The sequence below is a fragment of the Streptomyces sp. ISL-10 genome (assembly GCF_018614575.1).
Lineage (GTDB): Bacteria > Actinomycetota > Actinomycetes > Streptomycetales > Streptomycetaceae > Streptomyces.
The window spans coordinates 78,074-100,048 of sequence record NZ_JAGGOJ010000015.1; the positions used below are offsets into that span (position 1 = coordinate 78,074).

At 71.7% G+C, this 21,975-nt stretch carries 15 protein-coding genes; 7 read left to right on the forward strand and 8 right to left on the reverse strand.

The window, feature by feature from the left end:
- Nucleotides 1-73 precede the first annotated feature (73 nt).
- The 5 genes from J7E88_RS19250 to J7E88_RS19270 all read right to left on the reverse strand — a co-directional run bounded on the left by J7E88_RS19250 (nucleotide 74) and on the right by J7E88_RS19270 (nucleotide 6,914).
- Complete coding sequence (locus J7E88_RS19250; protein WP_215182693.1) at nucleotides 74-1,723, reverse strand: FAD-dependent oxidoreductase; 1,650 nt, start codon at nucleotides 1,721-1,723, stop codon at nucleotides 74-76.
- A gap of 79 nt (nucleotides 1,724-1,802) precedes the next feature.
- A complete protein-coding gene (locus J7E88_RS19255; RefSeq protein ID WP_215182695.1) occupies nucleotides 1,803-2,720 on the reverse strand; it encodes a diiron oxygenase in 918 nt (305 codons plus the stop codon).
- Nucleotides 2,721-3,112: 392 nt separating this feature from the next.
- Nucleotides 3,113-5,434 carry an FtsX-like permease family protein gene (locus J7E88_RS19260; protein ID WP_215182697.1) on the reverse strand — a complete coding sequence of 774 codons (2,322 nt, stop codon included), beginning with the start codon at nucleotides 5,432-5,434 and terminating at the stop codon, nucleotides 3,113-3,115.
- A gap of 2 nt (nucleotides 5,435-5,436) precedes the next feature.
- On the reverse strand, nucleotides 5,437-6,180 hold the full coding sequence (locus J7E88_RS19265; protein WP_215182838.1) for an ABC transporter ATP-binding protein: 744 nt from the start codon (nucleotides 6,178-6,180) through the stop codon (nucleotides 5,437-5,439).
- A gap of 227 nt (nucleotides 6,181-6,407) precedes the next feature.
- Nucleotides 6,408-6,914: a PadR family transcriptional regulator gene (locus J7E88_RS19270; RefSeq protein WP_215182698.1), complete on the reverse strand. Its 507-nt coding sequence runs from the start codon at nucleotides 6,912-6,914 to the stop codon at nucleotides 6,408-6,410.
- A 168-nt stretch (nucleotides 6,915-7,082) separates the two neighbouring features.
- Between J7E88_RS19270 and J7E88_RS19275 the strand changes: the two genes are divergently transcribed.
- The 5 genes from J7E88_RS19275 (at nucleotide 7,083) to J7E88_RS19295 (ending at nucleotide 13,880) form a co-directional block, all read left to right on the forward strand.
- A complete protein-coding gene (locus J7E88_RS19275; protein ID WP_215182700.1) occupies nucleotides 7,083-8,354 on the forward strand; it encodes an ABC transporter substrate-binding protein in 1,272 nt (423 codons plus the stop codon).
- 217 nt (nucleotides 8,355-8,571) lie between these two features.
- A complete protein-coding gene (locus J7E88_RS19280) occupies nucleotides 8,572-10,251 on the forward strand; it encodes a glycoside hydrolase family 13 protein (protein ID WP_215182702.1) in 1,680 nt (559 codons plus the stop codon).
- 30 nt (nucleotides 10,252-10,281) lie between these two features.
- Nucleotides 10,282-11,613, forward strand: a complete 1,332-nt coding sequence (locus J7E88_RS19285) for an ABC transporter substrate-binding protein (RefSeq protein ID WP_215182704.1) — start codon at nucleotides 10,282-10,284, stop codon at nucleotides 11,611-11,613.
- A gap of 9 nt (nucleotides 11,614-11,622) precedes the next feature.
- Complete coding sequence (locus J7E88_RS36805; RefSeq protein WP_215182706.1) at nucleotides 11,623-12,954, forward strand: carbohydrate ABC transporter permease; 1,332 nt, start codon at nucleotides 11,623-11,625, stop codon at nucleotides 12,952-12,954.
- Nucleotides 12,951-13,880, forward strand: a complete 930-nt coding sequence (locus J7E88_RS19295) for a carbohydrate ABC transporter permease (protein ID WP_251022875.1) — start codon at nucleotides 12,951-12,953, stop codon at nucleotides 13,878-13,880. Before J7E88_RS36805 ends, J7E88_RS19295 begins: the two co-directional genes overlap by 4 nt.
- Before the next feature lie 235 nt (nucleotides 13,881-14,115).
- Here the strand turns inward: J7E88_RS19295 and J7E88_RS19300 are convergent, their stop codons facing one another.
- Nucleotides 14,116-14,355 carry a hypothetical protein gene (locus J7E88_RS19300; protein ID WP_215182708.1) on the reverse strand — a complete coding sequence of 80 codons (240 nt, stop codon included), beginning with the start codon at nucleotides 14,353-14,355 and terminating at the stop codon, nucleotides 14,116-14,118.
- A gap of 295 nt (nucleotides 14,356-14,650) precedes the next feature.
- Between J7E88_RS19300 and J7E88_RS19305 the strand changes: the two genes are divergently transcribed.
- Entirely contained in the window at nucleotides 14,651-16,870 is a 2,220-nt protein-coding gene (locus J7E88_RS19305; protein ID WP_215182710.1) for an NADP-dependent isocitrate dehydrogenase, read from the forward strand.
- 134 nt (nucleotides 16,871-17,004) lie between these two features.
- On the opposite strand, the gene J7E88_RS19310 is transcribed toward J7E88_RS19305, so the two are convergent.
- Nucleotides 17,005-17,928 (reverse strand): glutamate ABC transporter substrate-binding protein, encoded by a 924-nt coding sequence (locus J7E88_RS19310; RefSeq protein ID WP_215182713.1) that lies wholly within the window; start codon nucleotides 17,926-17,928, stop codon nucleotides 17,005-17,007.
- A gap of 399 nt (nucleotides 17,929-18,327) precedes the next feature.
- On the opposite strand from J7E88_RS19310, the gene J7E88_RS19315 reads away from it, so the two are divergent.
- Entirely contained in the window at nucleotides 18,328-18,702 is a 375-nt protein-coding gene (locus J7E88_RS19315) for a hypothetical protein (RefSeq protein ID WP_215182715.1), read from the forward strand.
- Between the two features lie 734 nt (nucleotides 18,703-19,436).
- Here J7E88_RS19315 and J7E88_RS19320 read toward each other — a convergent pair.
- On the reverse strand, nucleotides 19,437-21,896 hold the full coding sequence (locus J7E88_RS19320; RefSeq protein WP_215182717.1) for a SpoIIE family protein phosphatase: 2,460 nt from the start codon (nucleotides 21,894-21,896) through the stop codon (nucleotides 19,437-19,439).
- Between the last annotated feature and the right edge of the window lie 79 nt (nucleotides 21,897-21,975).

Below are 21,975 nucleotides of genomic sequence, written 5' to 3' on the forward strand. Positions count from 1 at the left end.
GCCGTTCAGTGCCGTGACGAATTCCCCGCTCACGTCTCCCGCCCACGTCTCCCGCCCACGCGCACCGGGTGCTTCAGCGTGGCAGCGACCGGCGGACGCCCTTCGCCGCCGCCACCAGTTCGCCCACCGTCGCCAGCTTCACCCGCGGCCGGCCGTCACGGCGGCCACGCGTCACCTCGGCGCGGTCGATGGCGGCCAGGCCGCGTGCGTCGACGACCTGACGGTTGCGGTGCCGGGCCAGCCGGTGGAACGCCTTCGGTCGGGCCGTCGGCGCGGGAAGCGAGCCGTCGACGGCGTCGGCGAGCAGCGTGCCGACCGTCTCGGCGGCGCAGGCGCGGTTGGCGCCGATGCCGCCCGAGGGGCCGCGCTTGATCCAGCCCACGACGTACGTCCCCGGCCGGCCGGCCACCCGTCCCCGCTCGTGCGGGACGGTGCCCGTGGCCTCGTCGAACGGCAGCCCGGCGACCGGCACACCGCGGTAACCGACCGCCCGCAGCAGCATGCCGACGGGCACCTCCTGCTCTCCGGAAACCCCTGTGACGCGCACGGCACGGACGGTGCCGTCGCCGAGCACCTCCACCGGCGCGGAATGGAACCGGAACACGATGCGCCGCCCCGACGCGGGCGGGAGCGACCAGTCGACGGTGTCGCGGGTCACCCCCCGCAGCACCGCGGCCTTGTCCTTGGGCCCGGCCGCGTCGATCGTGGCACCGGTCCGCGGATCGTGGTCGTCGACGACCAGCTCCACACCGTCCAGGTGCTTGAGGGCGAGCAGTTCGGACCTCGTGTACGCCGCGTCCTCGGGGCCTCGGCGCCCGAGCAGCACCACCTCGCGCACCTTCGCCGCGCGCAGCACCGTCAGCGCGTGGTCGGCGATGTCTGTTCCGGCCAGTGCGTCCGGGTCCGAGACGAGGATCCGGGCCACGTCGAGGGCGACGTTGCCGTTGCCGACCACGACCACGCGCTCGGCGGACAGCTCGATCGCCTCGGGGGAGACCTCCGGGTGGGCGTTGTACCAGGAGACGAACGCGGTCGCGGAGATGCTGCCGGGCAGATCCTCGCCCGGGATTTTGAGCCGGCGGTCGGTGGAGGCGCCCACGGCGTAGACAACCGCGTCGTGGTGCGCGGCCAGCTCCTCCGCGGTGATGTCCCGGCCCACCTCAAGGCCCAGGTGCATCCGTACGCGGGGATGGGAGTGGAACCGTCCGAGGATGTCGCCGACCTTCTTGGTCGCCGGGTGGTCGGGCGCGACGCCGTACCGCACGAGGCCGCCGGCCACCGGCAGCCGGTCGAGAAGCGTCACCTCGGCGTTGGTGTGCAGCAGCAGGTCCTCGGCGGCGTACATGCCGGCCGGGCCGGTGCCGACGACCGCGACCCGGATCGGCGCGAAGTCGGACGGCAGGCTGCGCTCGAACGTCGGCTCGCCCCAGGAGTGGAAGGTGGGGCCGTCGCCGGCGGGCTCGGGCTCCCTGTTCTCGAAGTACGCCGCGTTGATCGCGGCGTACTCCTGCTGCGTGCCGGACAGGCTGTCCACCGGGAAGACGGCATCCACCGGGCAGGCGTCGGCACAGGCGCCGCAGTCGATGCACGTCGTCGGATCGATGTACAGCATCTCCGTGCTGCCGAAGTCCCGCTCCTGCGGGGTGGGATGGATGCAGTTGACCGGGCACACGGCGACGCACGTGGCGTCGCTGCAGCACGTCTGGGTGATGGCGAAGGTCATGTCGTCAGCTCGGTTTGGCTCGGCTCGGTCGGCTCGGTAGGACATGGCGCGGCTCGGTGGGGCATGGCGCGCGGCTCCGTCAGATGAGGTGGGCGCGCTTGTAGAACATCAGGGCCGGCTTGGTGAGCAGACGGGCAGAGGCCAGGAACTCCATGAGCCCGGCACAGCTCGAACGCATCAGGGACTTGTGGTGCTCGTTGGCCTTCGCCTCACCGACGGCGCGCTTCCTGTCGAGCCCGGCGTTGGCGTAGACGTCCTTGTTCACCATGCTGGTGACGATGACGTAGGACGCGACGGCGATGACGAAGGCGTGGATCTGGCGACGCAGCCGGCCGGCCTTCGCGAGGCGCTTGCGCGTCTCGTCGCGGGCGAACTTCATGTGCCGCGACTCCTCGACGACATGGATGTTGTTGATCGTGCGGACGAAGGGCACGACCCGCTCGTCACGCATCCAGTCCCGCTGCATGACATCGAGGACCTCCTCGGCGACCAGGATCGCGGCGTACGCCGCCTCACCGAAGGCAACTGTCTTGAAGGCCCTGCCCAGTTCGACCGCGAGCCGGTGCGGGCGGTACGCCGGTGCGCCCAGCTTCTTCGCACCCCGGGCGAACATGATCGAGTGCCGGCACTCGTCGGCGATCTCGGTGAGCGCCCACTGGAAGTGGGCCTGCGTCGGATCCTTGGCGTAGATGTCGCGAAGCACCATCTGCTGCAGGATCATCTCGAACCAGATGCCGGTGCTCGCGACCGACGCGGCCTCCTGCCGCGTCAGCTCCTTGCGCTGCGCATCGCTCATCTCGCGCCAGTACGCCGTGCCGTAGAGCGTGCTCCACTCCGGGCTCGCGCCGTGGAAGTCCTTGTCCAGCGGCGTCTCCCAGTCGACCTCCGTGACCGGGTCGTACGACAGCGTCGCGGCCGAGTCGAGCAGGCGCCGGGCGACGTCGTCCTCGGGGACCCCGCGCTCCTGGATCTCCGGCCCTACGGTGCTGCTTGCCATGCTGGGGCTCCTCGGTTCGAGTGGTGGTGGTCCTTGCTCGCTGGTGCGTGGAGGCGCGCAGGGGCGCTGCGAGGGGTCACCGATTCGACCCGCCGCTTGTTAGACGGACCGTATAGTAAGAGCCCCGCTCGGGCCTATCCCCGAGTAAGAAATCCGAGCAACTCGCTGCCGGCACGGGGGCGACGGGCCACTGCGTCCGCGCGGGCCGGACCGGTTCCTGCGGGGCGCCAACCGCTCGCGCGGGCCGCGACACCGTGAGCTGCTCTGCGCGCGAGCTGTCGGCAGTGGCGATGCCCCTTGCCGCACAGGGGTGTTGACGCACGGTCGGCGCGCCCCGGCGTCCCGTCGGCGCACCTCGGCGTCCCGTCGGCGACCCCGGCGTCCCGCTCCGGTCAGAGCGTCTCGCTCAGCGAATCCGCCAGCCTGCGGCGGGCCGTGCGGGTCGCCGGCACCGAGGCCGCAGCCGTCGCACCGAGCACCGCCGCGGCGACCAGCGCCACCAGCACGGGCAGCGGCGGCATCTGCGCGATGCCCGCACCCATCCCGCCGGCCGCGCCCTGGGCGTCCACCAGACGCGTGCCCGCCACGGCACCGACCGCCGTCCCGAGCACGGCGGAGAGCAGGGCCGTCAGGCACGCCGTCGTCACGATCACCGCGCCGATCTGCCGGGGTGTCAGACCGATGGCCTTGAGGGCGAGCAGATCACGGCCCCGCTCGCGTACGCCCGTGCCGATCAGGGTCAGCAACTCGATCAGGCCGATCAGTGCGAGCACCACGATCAGCGCAGCGATCACCGCGCGCGCCGGTTCCAGGCGGTCCGCGGGGTTCGGGGTCTCGCGGATCTCCAGCGCGCCGCCGCCCGCCTCGGCGAGCTCCGCGCTCACCGCGCGCGGGTCGGCGCCGTCGCGCAGCACCAGGGCGTGGAACCCGGGCCGCAGGCCGAGGTCGCGTTCGCGCAGGGTGTCGACGGTCGTGGAGATGATCCGGCCGCTGGACTCCGGTTCGATGCTGCGGCCGACGACATGGAGGATCTGTGGCCGTCCCTCGACGGTCATCCGCACCCAGTCGCCCACCCGTACGCCGAGCAGATCCAGCAGCCCCTGGCCGGCGACCGCTTCGTCCGGACCTCCGGGTGGCCGGCCCTCCACCACCGCGAGGGGGTACGGCTCATGAGCGGTGCCGAGCCCACGCAGGGTGATGGTGCCCGTCTGCCCCGGCACCAGGGCCGCCGTCTCCACACCGGGATGAACGGCGGCGACGTCGTCGACGCCCGCGAGGATGCGCTCCAGTTCCGCGTCCGCCGGACCGCCGGGCTGCTCGGCCCGCACGGTCAGCGCCGCCGGCAGGCCCACCCGGTCGGGATGGCTGCGGAACTGGTCCAGGGTGGACCAGGCGACGAGCGCCACGGTGATCAGGACCAGTGGGAGCGCCAGCCGGAGCACGGCCACCAACGCACCGCCCCGGCGCGAGAACGCGGCGCGCGTCCCCAGCACCAGCGCGGGCGGCATCCGCATACCGAGTGCCCGTCTGCCGAGCGCGGTCATCGGCGCGGCGGTCGGCAGCGCCGCACGGGCCACCGGGACCGGTGGCACACGCCCGGCCCGCCAGGCCGCGAGGCCGGTGGCGACCGCGATGAGCAGGACCGCACCGCACGGCACGCCGATCATCAGGGCCGTGTGACCGGGCAGGTCCTGCCACAGAGCCACCGCGTCACCGATACGCCCCGGAATGCGGGACCCCAGCAGGGCGATCGCCACGGTGCCGAGTGCTACACCCAGCAGCGCGAAGGCCAGGTGCTGGACAAGGAAGCCGCGCACCACCTGCCCCGGGGTGAACCCGACGGCCTTGAGCACCGCGATGTCCCTGAGCTGCGCGCGTACTCGGGCGGCGATCGCCCCGGACGCGGCCAGAGCGGCGGCCAGCAGCGCGCCGAGACCGAACACGGCGAACAACTGCCCCAGCAGCCGGTCGTCACCGGCGGCCTCGGCCCGCGCCTGCTGCCACTTGGCGACCTGCGAGACCCGGTCCGCGCCCAGGAGCGTCACCGCGCGCTGCACGAGGAAGTCGGTGTCGTCCGGGTCGTCCAGCCGCAGCCCCACGGTCTGTCCGCTCGCGCCGGGGGCGACGGCGTCGAGGGCGCGGGGCAGCACCCAGCCGATGCCGGGTTCGCCGCCCGGCCGGTAACGCGGCTCCGCCGCCTCCGCGACCCCGACGACCCGCAGGGTGCTCGCCGGTCCGTCCGGTGCCGTGACGCGCAGCGTGTCGCCCGGCTCCGCCCACAGCGCCCTGGCCACCGACGTCTCCAGCACGACCGCGCCCGGGCCGCCGTCGTCCGACGGGGCGAGCCAGCGGCCCGACGTGACCAGTGGCCGGCCCGTGTCGGGGGGCCTGACCCCCGCCGCGCGCAGTTCGACACCCGCCCGCGCGCCCCGCGACTCGACGGTGGTGGTCGCGGTGCGGTACGGACCGGAGAGCGCGGCGACGCCGTCGAGCCGGGACAGAGCGGCGGTGTCGGCGCCGCCGCGCGTGTGCAGCCAGATGTGCGCGCCCTGGGACTGGTTGAAAACCCGCTGCCAGGGGTTGGCGGCGTAACCGAACAGGGCACCGGCCAGCAGCAGCGAGGCGATGATCCCGGCACTGGCGAGGACGACGAACAGGGCTTCACCGCGGTGTGCCCGGAAGTCGGCGTGCGCCCAGCGCAGAGTGGCGCGCACTCTCAGTCCCTCAGTTCGAGTACGCCGGACACTCCGCCGCCCGGAGCGCGGTGCCCGGTGCCCAGCACCGCGTCGTCGGCGATACGCCCGTCGAAGAAGCTGATGACGCGGTCGGCGGCGCTCGCCATCCGGGCGTCATGGGTGACCATCAGGATCGTCTGGCCGCGTTGGTGGAACCGGGACAGCAGCCGCAGCACCTCCCGGGTGCCCTTGCTGTCCAGGCTGCCGGCCGGCTCGTCGGCGAGCAGCAGGGCGGGGTGGTTGACCAGCGCCCTGGCGAGCGCGACGCGCTGCTGCTCGCCGCCGGACAGCTCGCCGGGCATCGACCTCTCCCGGCCTTCGAGCCCGAGCTCGGCCAGCAGCTCGGCGCGGGAGGCGCGCGCGGCCTTGGGCGACGCCCCGGCCAGCAGCGCGGGCAGTTCCACGTTGTCGGCGACGGTGAGATTGGAGACCAGGTTGAAGAACTGGAACACGATGCCGATGCTGCGTCGGCGCAGCACCGCCCAACGGGCCTCCCGGTACTCGTCGACCCGCTCCCCGCCGAGCCACAGCTTCCCGCTGTCGGGGCGCTGCAGCCCGCCGATCAGATGCAGCAGTGTCGACTTCCCGGCGCCGGAGGGACCGGTCACCGCCACGAATTCCCCAGGCTGAACGGTCAGGTCCACACCGCGCACGGCATGCACCGCGGCGCCCTCGCCGTAGTGGGTCTTGGTCAGTCCTTCGGCGCGCACGATGGGGCCGCTCACCGGCCCGGACGAGGGCGGGGCGGAACGGACGCTCTCGGCGACGCGTTCCCGCCCGCCTCCAGCGGCACCCGGCTCCGGCACGTCCGCACTCGCCTGCTGCTGCCCGGTCACGGCCCCGTCCCCGGTCGCCTCGGCGCCGTGGCCCACCGGCCCGCCGGGTCGGCCGCGTCCACCGGAGCCGGCCGCGCCCGATCCCCGGCGCTCGCCGGAAACCGCGGCGTCGTCGCTCATTCCAGCTCCTCCTGACAACGTTCCAGCCAGTCCAGGTCGGCCTGCAGATGCAGCATGGCGCCCTCGATCAGCAGCTGGGCGACCTTGTTGTCCCGGTCCTCGGACACGGCCAGCTTCGACAGCTCCCGCATGGTGTTGAGGTACTGCCGACGCTGCTTGTTGATCAGGGCGATCGGGTCGGCAAGCCCCGACTGCGGCGCGAGCGCGAGCTTCATGAAGAACTCGTCCCGCACCCGTGGCTCGTCGGCGGTCTCATCGAACCAGGCCAGCACGGCCTCACGCCCGGCATCGGTGAGCCGGTACGTGCGCTTGTTGGGCCGACCCGACTGCTCGACGTCCTCGCCGGCGATCAGACCGCTCTTCTCCAGTCGGCCGAGAGTGACATATATCTGGCCGATATTCGGCTGAGGGTACGCGGCGCCCAGGAGCTTCTCAAGGTCCTGTTTGAGCTCGTAACCGTGTGCGGGGCCACGGGTGAGGAGCGCCAGGAGCGGCAGCCGCACGCGCTCCCCCTCTCTCCCGCTGCATAGTCTGCTGTTGGCCGGGCAGCGGGCCGATGGACCGGCCGCCGGCCTTGGTGTGCCTGGACGTCTAGTATCGCCCATGCCTAACGGGTATATATAGGCCACGATGGTCGGCGGCGCAGCCGGATCGTGCACCGGGAGGAACCTATGCGGTGGATGCGTGCCGCGGGTAGGGCTCTCCTGGCCGCGGCGGTGGTGCTGGCCGGCCATGTCGGCGCCGACGTGCACGCCGGGGGAGCGGACGCCGGCGGCCGGGGCCCGATGACGCTGGTGACCGCCGGTGACCTGACCGGTTACCTTCCGCCGCTGCTCGAGGACTGGAACGAGGACCATCCCGGTGAGCGGGTCACCCTGGTCGAGCTGCCGGACTCGGCCGACGAGACCCGGGCACAGATGATCAGCGAACTGCGCTCGGGCAGCGACAGGTTCGACGTGCTGAACATCGATGTGGCATGGACGTCGGAGTTCGCGGCGGCGGGCTGGATCGCTCCGCTGGAGCGCGACCGCTTCCCGCTGGACACCTTCCTGCGCCCCGTCGTGGACACCGCGACCTTCGACGGGCGGCTGTACGCGGTCCCGTACGTGACCAACGCCGGGCTGCTCTACTACCGCAAGGACGTCCTGGACCGCGCCGGCGAGAAACCACCGCGCACCTGGGCGGAACTGGCACGTCAGGCCCGCACCGTCGCACCCCGTCACGGCCTCGACGGTTACGCGGGCCAGTTCCTGCCGTACGAGGGGCTGACCGTCAATGTGACGGAGGCGGTGCACTCGGCGGGCGGCTCGATCCTGCGGGACGACGGCGACCGGGTCACCGTGGACTCGGACGCGGCGCGCGCCGCCTTCGCCTTCCTCGCGGACGGTGTGCGCGAGGGCTGGATCGCCCGCGACGCGCTCGGCTACAAGGAGGAGGAGTCGCGCCGGGCCTTCCAGGACGGCCGGCTGCTCTTCCTGCGCAACTGGCCCTATGTGTACGCCGACGCGAGCGCCGAGGGCTCGAAGGTGGCCGGCCGGTTCGGGGTGGTGCCCCTGCCCGGCCCCGACGGCCCGGGCACCAGCGTGCTCGGCGGTTCGAATCTGGCGGTGAGCAGCCGTGCGCGGCACCCGGAGTCGGCCGCTGACCTGATCGCGTACCTCACCAGCGAGCGGGTCCAGCGTCAGGTGCTGACCGAGGGGTCGCTCCCGCCGGTGCGCGCCGCGCTGTACGAGGATCCGGCGCTGATCGCCGCCCATCCGTATCTGCCGACGCTGCGTCGCAGTGTGCTGTCGGCCGAGCCGCGTCCCAAGTCGCCGCGCTACGACCAGGTGAGCCTGGCCGTGCAGGCGGTCGCGCAGGACGTCATGGCACTGCGCCGGACACCCGAGCAGGCGGTCGAGCGCCTGGCACGCGAGCTCGGAGCGATCTCCCGCAAGGGCTGAGCTCATCTCCCACCTCCCCCGGCCAGGGCTCCTACTTACATGTTAGGTAGACCCTGGCTCTTGTAAAGGGGTTCATAGGTGGTCAAATCACCCCAGTTTTGGGATTCTTTCTGGACGCATCGTTGACACTCGGCCGTCATAGCTACTTAACATGCATGCATAACAGCGCACCCGATCCGGGGCGCCCTCGCATCCAGCAGAAACAGGTCGACGCGAGATGCTCAGCACGCTTCCGGCCGGCATCGGCCGCCCCTCCCGCAGCGCCACGACTCCCGAACCGTGGTGGCGCGACGCGGTGATCTATCAGGTCTACGTCCGCAGCTTCCTCGACAGCACCGGGGACGGCATCGGCGACCTGGCCGGCGTCCGGGCCGGGCTCCCCTATCTGCGCAAGCTCGGCGTCGACGGCATCTGGCTCAGCCCGTTCTATCCTTCGCCGCAGCACGACCACGGCTACGACGTCGCCGACTACTGCGACGTCGATCCCGTCTACGGCGACCTCGACGAGTTCGACCGGCTGGTGGCCGACGCCCGCAGGCTCGGGCTCAAGCTGCTCCTCGACATCGTCCCCAACCACTGCTCCAGCGAGCACCCGTGGTTCCGCGAGGCCCTCGCCGCGACCCCCGGCAGCCCCGCCCGCTCCCGCTTCCACTTCGCCCCCGGCCGCGGCGCCGACGGCAGCGAACCGCCCAACAACTGGCGCGCCATGTTCGGTGGGCCCGCATGGAGCCGGACCACCGACGCAGACGGTACCCCCGGCGAGTGGTACCTGCACCTGTTCACCCCCGAGCAGCCGGACCTCAACTGGCGCCACCCGGCCGTGGGCGACGAATTCGAGCGCGTGCTGCGCTTCTGGCTCGACCGGGGCGTCGACGGATTCCGTATCGACGTGGCGGCCGGCCTCTACAAGGACGCCGCTCTGCCCGACTCCGACGACCCCGCCGCCGACGAGCGGGCCCGCGACTCGGTCAACCCGCTCGCCTGGAACCAGCCCGAGGTGCACGACGTGTGGCGCCGCTGGCGCGCGGTGTGCGAGGAGTACGCCGCCCAGGACGGGCGCGACCGCCTGCTCGTCGGCGAGGTCTCCGTACCGACCGCGCGCGAGCACGCCCTGTACGTCCGGCCCGACGAACTGCACCAGGCCTTCTTCTTCGACCTGCTCAGCGCCCCCTGGGACGCCGACGCCTTCCGCTCGACGATCGACGAGGCCATACGCGACATCGCCGGCACCGGCTCCACCGTCACCTGGGTGCTCAACAACCACGACCAGGTCCGCACCGTGACCCGGTACGCGGGCGAACCCGGCGTCGAGGGCAGCGGACTCGGCGCGGCCCGCGCCCGGGCCGCCGCCCTGCTGATGCTCGCGCTGCCCGGCGCGGCGTACGTCTACCAGGGGGAGGAGCTCGGACTGCCCGAGGTGCTCGACCTGCCGGACGAGGTACTCACCGACCCGATCTTCCACCGCACCGGCAGCCGCAAGCACATCCGCGACGGCTGCCGCGTCCCGCTGCCCTGGTCCGGCCACGCCTCCCCGTTCGGCTTCAGCCAGGGCGAGGCCGGGGCGCGGCCGTGGCTGCCGCAGCCCGAGTGGTTCGCCGAGCACGCCACGGACCGGGCCCTGGCCGACACCCGCTCCTTCTGGCACCTGTACCGCGAGGGCCTGCAACTGCGCCGCAGTCTCCCGCAGTTGGGCGAGGGCACACTCCGCTGGCTGGACGCACCCCCGCACGTGCTGGCCATGGTCCGCGGCGACGGCCTGATCTGCGCGGTCAACTTCGGCACCGAGCCCGTACCCGCCCCCGCGGGAGGAACCCCTCTCCTCTCCAGCGGCCCCTGCCCCGACGGTGTGCTCCCCGGAGCGACCGCCGCGTGGTGGACGGCCGACTCCACCTCCTGACCTGCCCCATCCCTCGGAAGGACCCTCATCATGCGACGACCCGTGAAGACGACCCGGCGGACAGCGGCGACAGTGTCGGCGGCCCTCGCCGTTGCACTGACCGCGACGGCCTGCGGCGGCACGACCGAACCCGCGAGCGGCGGCGAACTCAGCGGCCAGACCGTGACCGTGGCCGGTGTCTGGACCGGCAGCGAGCAGAAGAACTTCAAGAAGGTGCTCGACGCCTTCACCGAGAAGACCGGCGCCAAGACCGTCTTCGTGCCCTCCGGCGACAACGTCTCCACCTTCGTCGGGAGCAAGATCGAAGGCGGCAACGCACCCGACGTGGTGATGGTGCCGCAGGTCGGCGTACTGAAGCAGTTCGCCGAGGAGGGCTGGCTCCGCCCGCTGTCGGACAAGACCGCGAAGTCGGCGTCGGCGGGCCTCGCCCCGGTGTGGAAGGACTACGGCACCGTCGGCGGCGACTACTACGGCCTCTACTTCAAGGCGGCGCACAAGTCGACCGTCTGGTACAGCCCCGAGGCGTTCACCCAGGCAGGCGTCACGGAGCCCAGCTCGTGGACGGGCCTGCTGGAGGCCGGTCGCACCCTCTCGGACTCCGGCCGCCCCGCCTTCGCTATAGCCGGCGAGGACGGCTGGACGCTCACCGACTGGTTCGAGAACGTGTACCTCTCCCAGGCCGGACCCGAGAAGTACGACCAGCTCGCCCAGCACAAGATCAAGTGGACGGACGAGAGCGTCGTCAAGGCGCTCACCACCCTGGGCGAGGTGTTCAAGGACAAGCAGCTCGTCGCCGGCGGCGCGCAGGGCGCGCTGCGCACCGACTTCCCGGCGTCCGTCGAGCAGGTCTTCGGCCCCGAGCCGAAGGCGGGCATGGTCTACGAAGGCGACTTCGTCGCGGGCGTGGCCAAGGACGAGTTCGGCAGGAAGCCGGGCGAGGACGCCAAGTTCTTCCCCTTCCCCGGGGTCGGCGCCGGGCAGCCGCCGGTCGTCAGCGGCGGCGACGCGGCGGTGGTCCTCAAGGAGGGCAAGAACGCCGACGCCGGCATGCGGCTGCTGGAGTTCCTGGCGACCCCCGAGGCCGCCGAGGTGTGGGCCGCCGCGGGCGGGTTCCTGTCCCCGAACAAGGACGTCAGCCTCGACGCGTACGGCGACGAGATCGCCCGTGAGACCGCCGAGTCGCTGATCGGCGCGGGCAACTCGGTCCGCTTCGACATGTCCGACCAGGCGCCCGCCGCCTTCGGCGGCACCAAGGGCGCGGGGGAGTGGAAGCTCCTGCAGGACTTCCTCCGCGACCCCTCCGACCCGAAGGCCACCGCGGCGAAGCTCGAGGCCGCGGCCGCCAAGGCCTACCGGAACTGAGGCCGCCCCATGGCTGACACCCTCAAGACCCGCGCCGCGGCGGACCCGCGGCGCCGGGCGCAACGCAGAAAACGCCGGCTCGCCGTCGTCTTCGTCCTGCCCGCCCTGCTGCTCCTCGGCGCGCTCGTGGTCTACCCGGTCCTGTTCTCCGTCGGACGCAGTCTGTTCGACGCGAGCGGGGACCGGTTCGTCGGAGCCGCGAACTACAGCGAGATGTTCAGCGATCCGGCCACGCTCAAGGCCATTCGCAACAGCACGATCTGGGTCGTCGTCGCCCCCGCCCTGCTGACCGGCATCGGGCTGGTCCTGGCCGTGCTCACCGAGAAGGTGCGCTGGGCCACCGCGTTCAAGCTGGTGCTCTTCCTGCCCATGGCCGTCTCCTTCCTCGCCGCGGGCATCATCTTCCGGCTCGCCTACGAGCAGGACCCGGACCGGGGCGTGCTCAACGCCGCCGTCGTCGGCGTCCACGACACGTTCAAGGACCCGGCCGCCTATCCGACGGCCCGGGCGCGCGAGAACCAGGGCCTGACGGGAGGCGCGGGCGGCCCGTACACCACCGAGCAGGCCGTGGCTCCCGGACGGACCGTGACCATCGGCTTCGTGGGCGTGTCACCGGACGCCATGCCCGCCGGGGCGAAGGCCGCGGCCGTACGGGAGCCCGGCCCGGCCGGCCTCGGGGGAGTCGTCTATCTCGACTTCGCCCCGGGCGGCGGCGGTGTGCAGGGCAAGGTCGACCCGGCCGAGAAGGGCCTGCCGGGCATGACCGTCGAGGCCGTACGCGACGGCAGGACCGCGGCCACCACGACCACGGCCGCGGACGGATCGTTCCGCTTCGCCGGCCTGGACGACGGGGCCTACACCGTCCGGCTGCCCGCCTCGAACTTCGCCGCACCCTACGAAGGCGTGAACTGGCTCGGGCCCGCCCTGGTGACCCCCGCGGTGATCGGCGCCTATCTGTGGGTGTGGACCGGCTTCGCGATGGTGCTGATCGGCGCGGGCCTCGCCGCCATCCCGCGGGACGCCCTGGAGGCGGCCCGGATGGACGGCGCCACCGAGGGCCAGATCTTCCGCAAGATCACCGTGCCGCTGCTCGCCCCCGTGCTCACCGTCGTCTTCGTGACGCTGGTGATCAATGTGATGAAGGTCTTCGACCTCGTCTGGATCATCGCACCGGGACCGGTCCAGGAGGAGGCCAATGTGCTCGCCACCCGCATGTGGCTGGTCTCGTTCGGCGGCGGCAACGACCAGGGGCTCGGCAGTGCGCTCAGCGTCCTGCTCCTCCTGCTGGTCGTCCCCGCGATGATCTTCAACGTCCGCCGGTTCAAGAGGAGCGGAGCATGAGCGGCCACAGCACCATCGAGCGCCCGCCGCTCGCCGAGGCCCCCGCCGCCGCGGCGGTCACGGCCCCGCCGAGCCGCCCCCCGCGCCGGCGGGCCCTCGCCACGTGGCTGAACAGCGGGGTCGTCCAGGCCCTGCTGATCGTCGTGGCCCTCGTGTGGATCACGCCCCTCGCCGGGCTGCTCCTGTCCTCCCTCCGCTCGGAACGGGACAACGCCTCCGACGGCTGGTGGACGGCGCTCACCGACCCCTCCCAGATGTCCCTGGACAACTACACGGCGCTGCTGAAGGACTCCGGCATCACCGAGGCCTTCTGGAACACCGTCCTGATCTCGGTGCCCGCCACGCTCCTGGTCGTCGGCATCGCCGCACTCGCCGGATACGCCTTCGCCTGGCTGGAATTCCCCGGCCGTGACGCGATCTTCCTGGTCGTCGTCGGGCTGCTGGTGGTGCCCGTCCAGATCGGCCTGCTGCCCGTGGCCAAACTGTTCGGCGCCATCGGCCTGTTCGGCACCGTCGCGGGCGTCGTCCTGTTCCACGTCGCCTACGGACTCCCGTTCGCGATCTTCCTGTTGCGGAACTACTTCGCCGAGATCCCGCGCGAGATGCTGGAGGCCGCGCGGATGGACGGCGGCAGCGAGTGGCGCATCTTCTCGCGCCTCGTGCTGCCGCTCGGCCGCCCGGCCATCGCGAGTCTCGCCATCTTCCAGTTCCTGTGGGTCTGGAACGACATGCTCGTGGCGCTGCTCTTCGCGGACAGCGGGTCGCAGCCGCTGACCGTCGCCCTGCAGTCCCAGATGCGGCAGTTCGGAAGCAACATCGGCGTCCTGGCGCCGGGCGCGTTCCTCTCCCTGGTGGTTCCCCTGGTGGTCTTCTTCGCCTTCCAGCGGCACTTCGTGCAGGGCGTGATGGCCGGGTCGGTCAAGTAGGACGGAGGGCGCCCGGCGGGTCAGGGCCGAACCTCCCCCTTCGCGACGTCGTCCGCCCGCCCGGGCGGACGACGTCGGTCCGCTGTGCGGACGCACCCGTCGCGAAACGGACCGAGCCCCCGCGCCACGGCCGTCAGGGCGCGCACGTCCCGCTCGGCCCGGGGGTGACGAGCAGGTCCTGCGTACAGGCACGGCGGGCGAAGAGGGGCGTCTCGCCTTCCTGCACGTGACTCCCCTATGCGGGGCGGGGCAGTTGGGCCTGTGGACGAGGGCGGCGGAAGCAGTGGCTCAGCTCGTGCTCGTACGCGGCGAGCAGGGCCTCCGGGCGGCCGACGGGGCGTGCGGTCACGAGAGCCCCTTCCGCTTGTTCGTTGGAGACCGGACGAGACACGGTCACTGTCAGTCGCTCGGCGTTCTCGTTCGTCCACTCACGCATGTTCGTCCACTCACCCATGCCATAGAGCGGCCTGAGCACGTACGTCCCGCCTCCTACGTCCGTGACGATGCCCTCGGACAATGCCCTCGCCGGTGGTCGACTTCGTCGTGGACCCTGACGATCGAGCGCCGGGCCTGCTTCAGGAGGCCGCCGCCTCGGGCACGGCGGAGCGGACATGGTGGCGGTGCTGCACGCCCTGGAGGCCCGGACCGACGCCCACGGGCAGCACCGGTGACCGACCGCACGCCGAGACCAGGCCCCGCGTCGATCAGGGGCCGATCACGAGATATCTTGATGTCGAGCAATGTTGCAGACGTGGAGAGCGGAGCACCCGGTGACTGACTCGACCATCATCTATACGCACACTGACGAGGCGCCCGCCCTGGCGACGTACTCGTTCCTGCCCGTGGTCCAGGCGTACGCCTCGACGGCCGGTGTCACCGTGGAAACCCGTGACATCTCCCTCTCGGGACGGATCATCTCGCAGTTCCCCGAGTACCTCGAAGAGGGCCGGCGCATCGACGACGCGCTCGCCGAGCTCGGCGAGCTGGCCAAGACGCCCGCAGCGAACATCATCAAGCTGCCCAACATCTCGGCCTCGATCCCGCAGCTGAAGGCTGCCGTCGCCGAGCTCCAGGAGCAGGGCTACGCGCTGCCGGACTACCCGGACGACCCGCAGACCGACGAGGAGCGCGACATCCGCGCCCGCTACGACAAGGTCAAGGGCAGCGCCGTCAACCCGGTCCTGCGCGAGGGCAACTCCGACCGCCGCGCCCCCGCCTCGGTGAAGAACTACGCCAAGACGCACCCGCACCGCATGGGCGCGTGGACCGCCGAGTCGAAGACCAACGTCGCCACCATGGGCGTCGACGACTTCCGCTCCACCGAGAAGTCCGCGGTCGCTGCCGAGGACGGCAGCCTGCGCATCGAGCTCAAGGGTGACGACGGCTCCACCACCGTGCTGCGCGAGTCGGTGCCCGTCCTCGCGGGCGAGGTCGTCGACGCGTCCGTCATGCGCGTCGCAGCCCTGCGCGAGTTCCTCACCGCTCAGGTCGCCCGCGCCAAGGCGGAGGGCGTGCTGTTCTCCGTGCACCTGAAGGCCACGATGATGAAGGTCTCCGACCCGATCATCTTCGGCCACGTCGTACGCGCCTTCTTCCCGCAGACCTTCGCCCGCTACGGCGCGGTGCTCGCCAAGGCCGGCCTCACCCCGAACGACGGCCTCGGCGGCATCTTCAAGGGCCTTGAGGCCCTGCCCGAGGGCGCCGAGATCAAGGCGTCCTTCGACGCCGAGCTCGCCGAGGGCCCGGCGCTCGCGATGGTCGACTCCGACCGCGGCATCACCAACCTCCACGTCCCGAGCGACGTCATCGTCGACGCCTCCATGCCCGCGATGATCCGTACCTCGGGCCACATGTGGGGCCCGGACGGCCAGGAGGCCGACACCCTCGCCGTCCTCCCGGACAGCAGCTACGCCGGTGTCTACCAGGCCGTCATCGAGGACTGCCGCGCCAACGGCGCCTACGACCCGTCGACCATGGGCTCGGTGCCCAACGTCGGTCTCATGGCGCAGAAGGCCGAGGAGTACGGCAGCCACGACAAGACCTTCGAGATCCCCGCCACCGGCACCGTCCGCGTCGTCGACGCCGCCGGGAACCTGGTGCTGGAGCAGGTCGTCGGCGCCGGTGACATCTTCCGCATGTGCCAGACCAAGGACGCCCCGATCAAGGACTGGGTGAAGCTCGCCGTCACACGCGCCCGCGCGACCGGCGTCCCGGCCGTGTTCTGGCTCGACGAGGGCCGTGGCCACGACGCCGTGCTCATCGAGAAGGTCAAGCAGTACCTGACGGAGCACGACACCGAGGGCCTGGACATCCGCATCCTCTCCCCGGTCGAGGCGACCAAGCTGTCCGTGGAGCGCATCCGCCGCGGCGAGGACACCATCTCGGTCACCGGCAACGTCCTGCGTGACTACCTGACCGACCTGTTCCCGATCCTGGAGCTGGGCACCAGCGCCAAGATGCTCTCGGTCGTGCCGCTGATGAACGGCGGCGGTCTGTTCGAGACGGGTGCGGGCGGTTCTGCCCCCAAGCACGTCCAGCAGCTCGTCAAGGAGAACTACCTGCGCTGGGACAGCCTGGGCGAGTTCCTCGCGCTGGCGGTCAGCTTCGAGCACCTCGCGACGACCACGGGCAACGCCCGCGCCAAGGTTCTCGCCGAGACGCTCGACCGCGCCACCGGCACCTTCCTGAACGAGGACAAGTCGCCCAGCCGCAAGCTCGGCGGCATCGACAACCGCGGCAGCCACTTCTACCTGGCCCTGTACTGGGCCCAGGAGCTGGCCAAGCAGACCGACGACGCGCAGCTCGCGGAGGCGTTCGCCGGCCTGGCGAAGACGCTGGGCGAGCAGGAGCGGACCATCGTGGACGAACTGATCGCCGTCCAGGGCTCGCCGGTCGACATCGGCGGCTACTACCGTCCGGACGCGGTCAAGGCCTCCGCGGTGATGCGTCCCTCGGCGACCTTCAACCAGGCGATCGCCACCCTCGGCTGACGCCGCCGCATCCGATCCGCCCCGGCCGGCGCCGCGCTCGGCCGGGGCGGACGCGTACTCCCGTGACGTCGGCCGGGGTACGACGAAGGGGCGGCCACCCGATGACCGGGTGGCCGCCCCTTTGTGACGGTATGTCAGTAACGCTCGACGAGCGGCGCGCCGCCGTACTTGGAGCCGGACAGACCGAGCGTCGCGTCGTACGCCTTCTCGTGGTCGCCGTTGGCGTCGTGCTCCTCGATCGCGTCCGTCACCGCCTCGCGCAGCGCCGTGTCGTCCTTGTCCATACCGATGCCGTACGGCTCCTCGGTGAACGGGTTGCCGATGACCTTCAGTTTGTCCGGCGCCTGGGCCGCGTATCCCATCAGGATGGCGTCGTCCGTGGTCACGGCGTCGACGTCGCCGGCGAGCAGCCGCTGGACGCACTCGCCGTACTTGTTGGTCTCGACCGTCTGTGTGTTGTACTCGGGCTTCTGGATCTCGCGCAGAGCCGTCGAGCCCTTCACCGAGCAGACCGTCTTGCCCTGCAGGGAGTACGGGCCGCCCATGGTGCCGTCGTCCTTGCGGACCAGCAGGTCGGCGCCGGCCATGAAGTACGGCCCCGCGAAGCCGACCTTCTTCTTGCGCTCGTCGTTGATCGTGTACGTGCCGACGTACAGGTCGACCTCGCCATTGGCGAGCGCTGCTTCACGACTGCGGGTGTCGATCGTCTTGAACTGGATCAGACGGGGCGCGAAGCCGAGGTCCGCGGCGACCATCTTGGCGATCTCGATGTCGAAACCGGAACGCTGGCCGTTCTTGTCCTGGTAGCCCAGGAAGGGCTGGTCGTCCTTGACCCCGATCACGAGCTTGCCCGCCTTCTGCGCCCTGGCCAGGGTCGGGGAGTCGAACGAGACATCCGTCGCGACTTTGTACGTGGGGAGCTTGGGCCGGTCCATGGAACTCGGGGCGCCCGACGGGTCGTCAGCCGTGGAACCGGATTCGCCGCTGCAGGAGGTGGCGGTGAGAGCGACCGCGATCACGGTGATCGCCGCGAACGTGGCCGACTTGCGGGGCTTCATGGTGCGACATCCTCTGTTTCAACGATCCGGGGAAGGCTTCGACGCCCGCGGGGCCGCGGCGTGTTCCTCCCGCACCGAGACCGTGGCCCCCTGCTCCACCGTTCTCGATTTGTGAGGACCATAAGGACGCATGCACCTGTTCGTCACCCCATCTGAGCTGAACTTGAGGATCACAGTCCGGATACAGCGCTGTGAAATCGGGGCGAACGGTGACCAGTGGTGCGGTGTCGCTTCGCCTGCGCGGGCCGCTCTCGCCGGAGAGGCCCCTCCGCCCGCTCGGCGCAGCGCGGAAAGCGCAGGTCGGGACGCGGGGGGCGGGAGCGGTTCCCCCGGTTGTGGTGTGGCGTGTTGCGGCGACGTCCGCCGAGCCCCTAAATGGGGCAAATCCTAAAAATCCCCGTGATCGGATGGCTCATGGTGCTCACCCACATGCTCGACCGTGGCGTACTGGTCCTCACTCTCCACGGCGACGTCACGATCAGCGACCGGGCCACGGTGTCGCAGAAGCTCGCGGAGGCCGTCCGGTCCTACCTGCCCCAGGCCGTGGTGATCGAGCTCCGGACGCCCGTCGTGAGCGCGGCGGCGCTCAGCGCTGTGCTGAGGGCGCACCGGCTCTGCGGCCAGGCCGGCGTGGCGCTGTCGGCGGTGGCCACCGTGTCGTCGGCGAGACGCCTGCTGAAGGCCGGCACTGACGGCTCCGGCCTTCCCGTGTTCGCCAGCCGCCAGGACGCGATCGCCGCAGCCGCCTCGACGTCGGTCGCGACACCGGCGTGACCGCCCGCACCCCCTCTCGCCCGAGGGCGCCGAAGCCCGGGCGCGGTCCGTCCTTGCGGGCGGCGGGTAGCACCCGCTCTCGCCCGTGGGCGCCGGGCTCCGCGTGCGGCCTCGGCCTGACCGGCCGCACGGGGCGGTCCCGCTCCGCATCGGCGGCGGGCCGCGTGGGTGCCCGGGTGGCGTATGCCCCGACCCGTACCTCGTGTCGCCCGTGGGCGCCTGGCCTCGCGTGTGGTGTTGGCTTGACGGGCCGTGTGGGGGTGGTCCGCCGGTCGTGGGTGGCGGTGGTGTCCGGTGTGGGCGGTGGGAGTCGGGGCGCGGTCGGTTCCGGCCGGTTTGGGCGCCGGGCCCAGGCGTACGGATCCGGCCTGACCGGCCGCACGCGGCGGGCCGCACCAGGTGCGGGCCGTGGGCACGGGCGCTGGTCGGCGGTGGCCGCATGGGCGTTGGACGTGGGCGTCCGGCGGCCGTCCTCCTCCGGGCGTGTACGGGCCGTCCTGCCGCCCCAGGGGCGCAAGGCGCGGTCGGCCGCAGCCGAGCGGTGCCACCGTGTGCCCGTCGCGCGGCGCGCCGGTCACGGCGTCCTCCGCCGCGTCCCCGCCTCCGCCAGCCGCATGCCGAGCCGGTGCTGCCCGCCCGTGTCGCCGTCGCGCCCGGGCCGGCGGGTCGATCGCGACCATGAGCAGGTCGCCGATGGCACGGCCGGCCGGCCGGTCCGCGCCCGCGGCGCTCCGTCACACCACCGGCCCCCCGCCCAGCTGCGGAAGCAGCTGTTCCGTCCATACCGTCTTGCCCTCCCGGGCGTGGCGCGTGCCCCAGTGCTCCGTCAGCTGGGCCACGAGCAGCAGGCCCCGGCCGCCCTCGTCGGTGGAGCGGGCTCGGCGCAGATGCGGGGAGGTGCTGCTCGGGTCGGTGACCTCGCAGATCAGGCGGTGATGGTGGATCAGTCGCAGGGTCAACGGCCCCCCGGCGTAGCGGTACGCGTTGGTCACCAGCTCGCTGACGATCAGCTCGGTGGTGAACGCCAGCTCCTCCAGCCCCCACGCCGCGAGCTGGTCGGCCGTCAGCCTGCGGGCCTTCGCGGGGGCCGTGGGCTCCGCGGGCAGCTCCCAGGTGGCGACGAGCTCCGGCGCCAGCCTGCTCGTACGGGCCAGCAGGAGCGCCACGTCGTCGCTCGGCCGCGCGGGCAGCAGCGCGTCGACGATGTGCTGGGCCATGTCGTCGAGCGGCCGGCCGGGACGGCCGCCGAGCACGGTGCACAACCGGGCGATCCCGTCCTCCATGTCGTGCTCTTCGCCCTCCACCAGGCCGTTGGTGTAGAGAGCGATCACCGTGCCCTCCGGCAGCGTCAGTTCGGCTGTCTCGAACGGCAGCCCGCCGAGGCCCAGCGGCGGTCCGGCGGGCAGCTCGGGGACGCTCACGACACCGTCCGGCGCCACCACGGCGGGCGGCGGATGCCCGGCGCGCGCGATGCAGCACTGCCGGGCCACCGGGTCGTACACCGCGTACAGACAGGTCGCTCCCACCACCTGTTCCCCGGGCGTTCCCTCGTCGTCGGGCTCCTGCTCGCCGGCGAGACGGGTGACGAGGTCGTCGAGGTGGGAGAGGACCTCATCCGGTTCGAGGTCCAGGTCGGCGAGGGTGTTCACGGCGGTACGCAGACGGCCCATGGTGGCGGCCGCGTTGATGCCATGGCCCACCACATCCCCGATGACCAGGGCGACCCGCGCACCGGAGAGCGGGATCACGTCGAACCAGTCGCCGCCGACCCCCGCGGCACCGCCCGCCGGCAGATAGCGATGGGCCACGGCGACCGCGGGATGCACCGGCAACTCGCGCGGCAGCAGCCTTCGTTGCAGCGCCAGCGCCGTCCTGCGCTGCTGGGTGAACCGGCGTGCGTTGTCGATGGACACGGCGGCACGCGCGGCCAGTTCGCCCGCGAGCGTGAGGTCGTCGTCCTCGAACGGCTCGGGCAGCCGGGAGCGCCACAGGCTCATGAACCCGAGGACGAGACCGCGCGCGGTGAGCGGCACCACCATCAGCGAATGCACGTCGCGCAGCTTCGCGGCGTCCGCGGGGTCCAGCCCCTCCAGCCCCTCCAGCGCCCTCCACACATCGACGACGGGTTCGAGGACGGGCCGCCGTCCGGACAGACAGCGCCCCTGCGGTGTGCGCGGGGGGAACGTGTTCAGCGAGCCCACGGGGAACATCACCCGTTCGGAGCCCCGCACGACGCTGTGTACGGCCGTCCTGCGCACCGCGCTGCCACCGCTGTTCGCCACTGGCTCCTCGCCGCGGCTGACCTGTTCCAGCAGGTCGACCGAGACACAGTCGGCAAGTCCCGGCACGGCCGCCTCCGCGAGCTCCGACGCGGTCGTCCCCACGTCCAGCGTCGTGCCGATCCGCGCGCCCGCCGAGCTGAGCAGCGCCAGCCTGCGCCGTGCACGGTGACGTTCGGTGACGTCCTCGACGAGCTGGGTCACTCCGAGCACCCGGCCGGTGGAGTCCTCCAGCCGGAACGCGGAGACATCGACGAACCGCTCCTTGGCGGGCGCGGCGAGCAGCCGGCAGGACTGTTCGGTGAAGATCAGTGGTTCCCCGGTCTCCAGCACCTCCCGCAACCGCTGGTCCACGGTGTCCGCGTCGAGCCGTACGAGGAAGTCCCCGGTCCGGGACCCGCGCGCCTGCTCCGCCTCGATGTCACCGACATGGGCGAGCGCGCGGTTGATGCGCAGGATTTTCAGATCGGTGTCGTGGACCGAGAGGCCGATCGGGGACCTGCGGAACAGGCCGTCCATCACCGAACGGTCGATCTCCCACTGGACCACTTCCGCCGCAGGGGCGCCGATCAAGAACCACTCCTTCTCGCCGCTGTCCCGCGTCACGAGCCGGGCGCGGACCCCGAAACCGACGGTGCGCCCTTCCTTGATGCGTACGGGCACCACACCGAACCAGCCGCGGTCCCGCACACATGCGGCCGCGGCCTCCATGACGACACGCTTGTTCTGCGGGTCCACCATCAGGTCGGTGGCTTCCCGGCCGAGTGCCTCACGGGCCGCGAATCCGAGCAGCGCCTCGGCGCGGTCGCTCCAGCCGGTGACCCGGCCGTGCGGATCCAGCACCACGGAGACGGCGCGACCCAGCGAGAACGGGTCCTCCGGGCTCTCACGGATCAACGTCACGGAGCCGGTCATCGCTTCCATCCTCCGCCGGGTTCCCGGGCCGCGCACTCGGTGGCATCCGCGGCGAGCGGGCGGCGCCCCGGCGATGAGT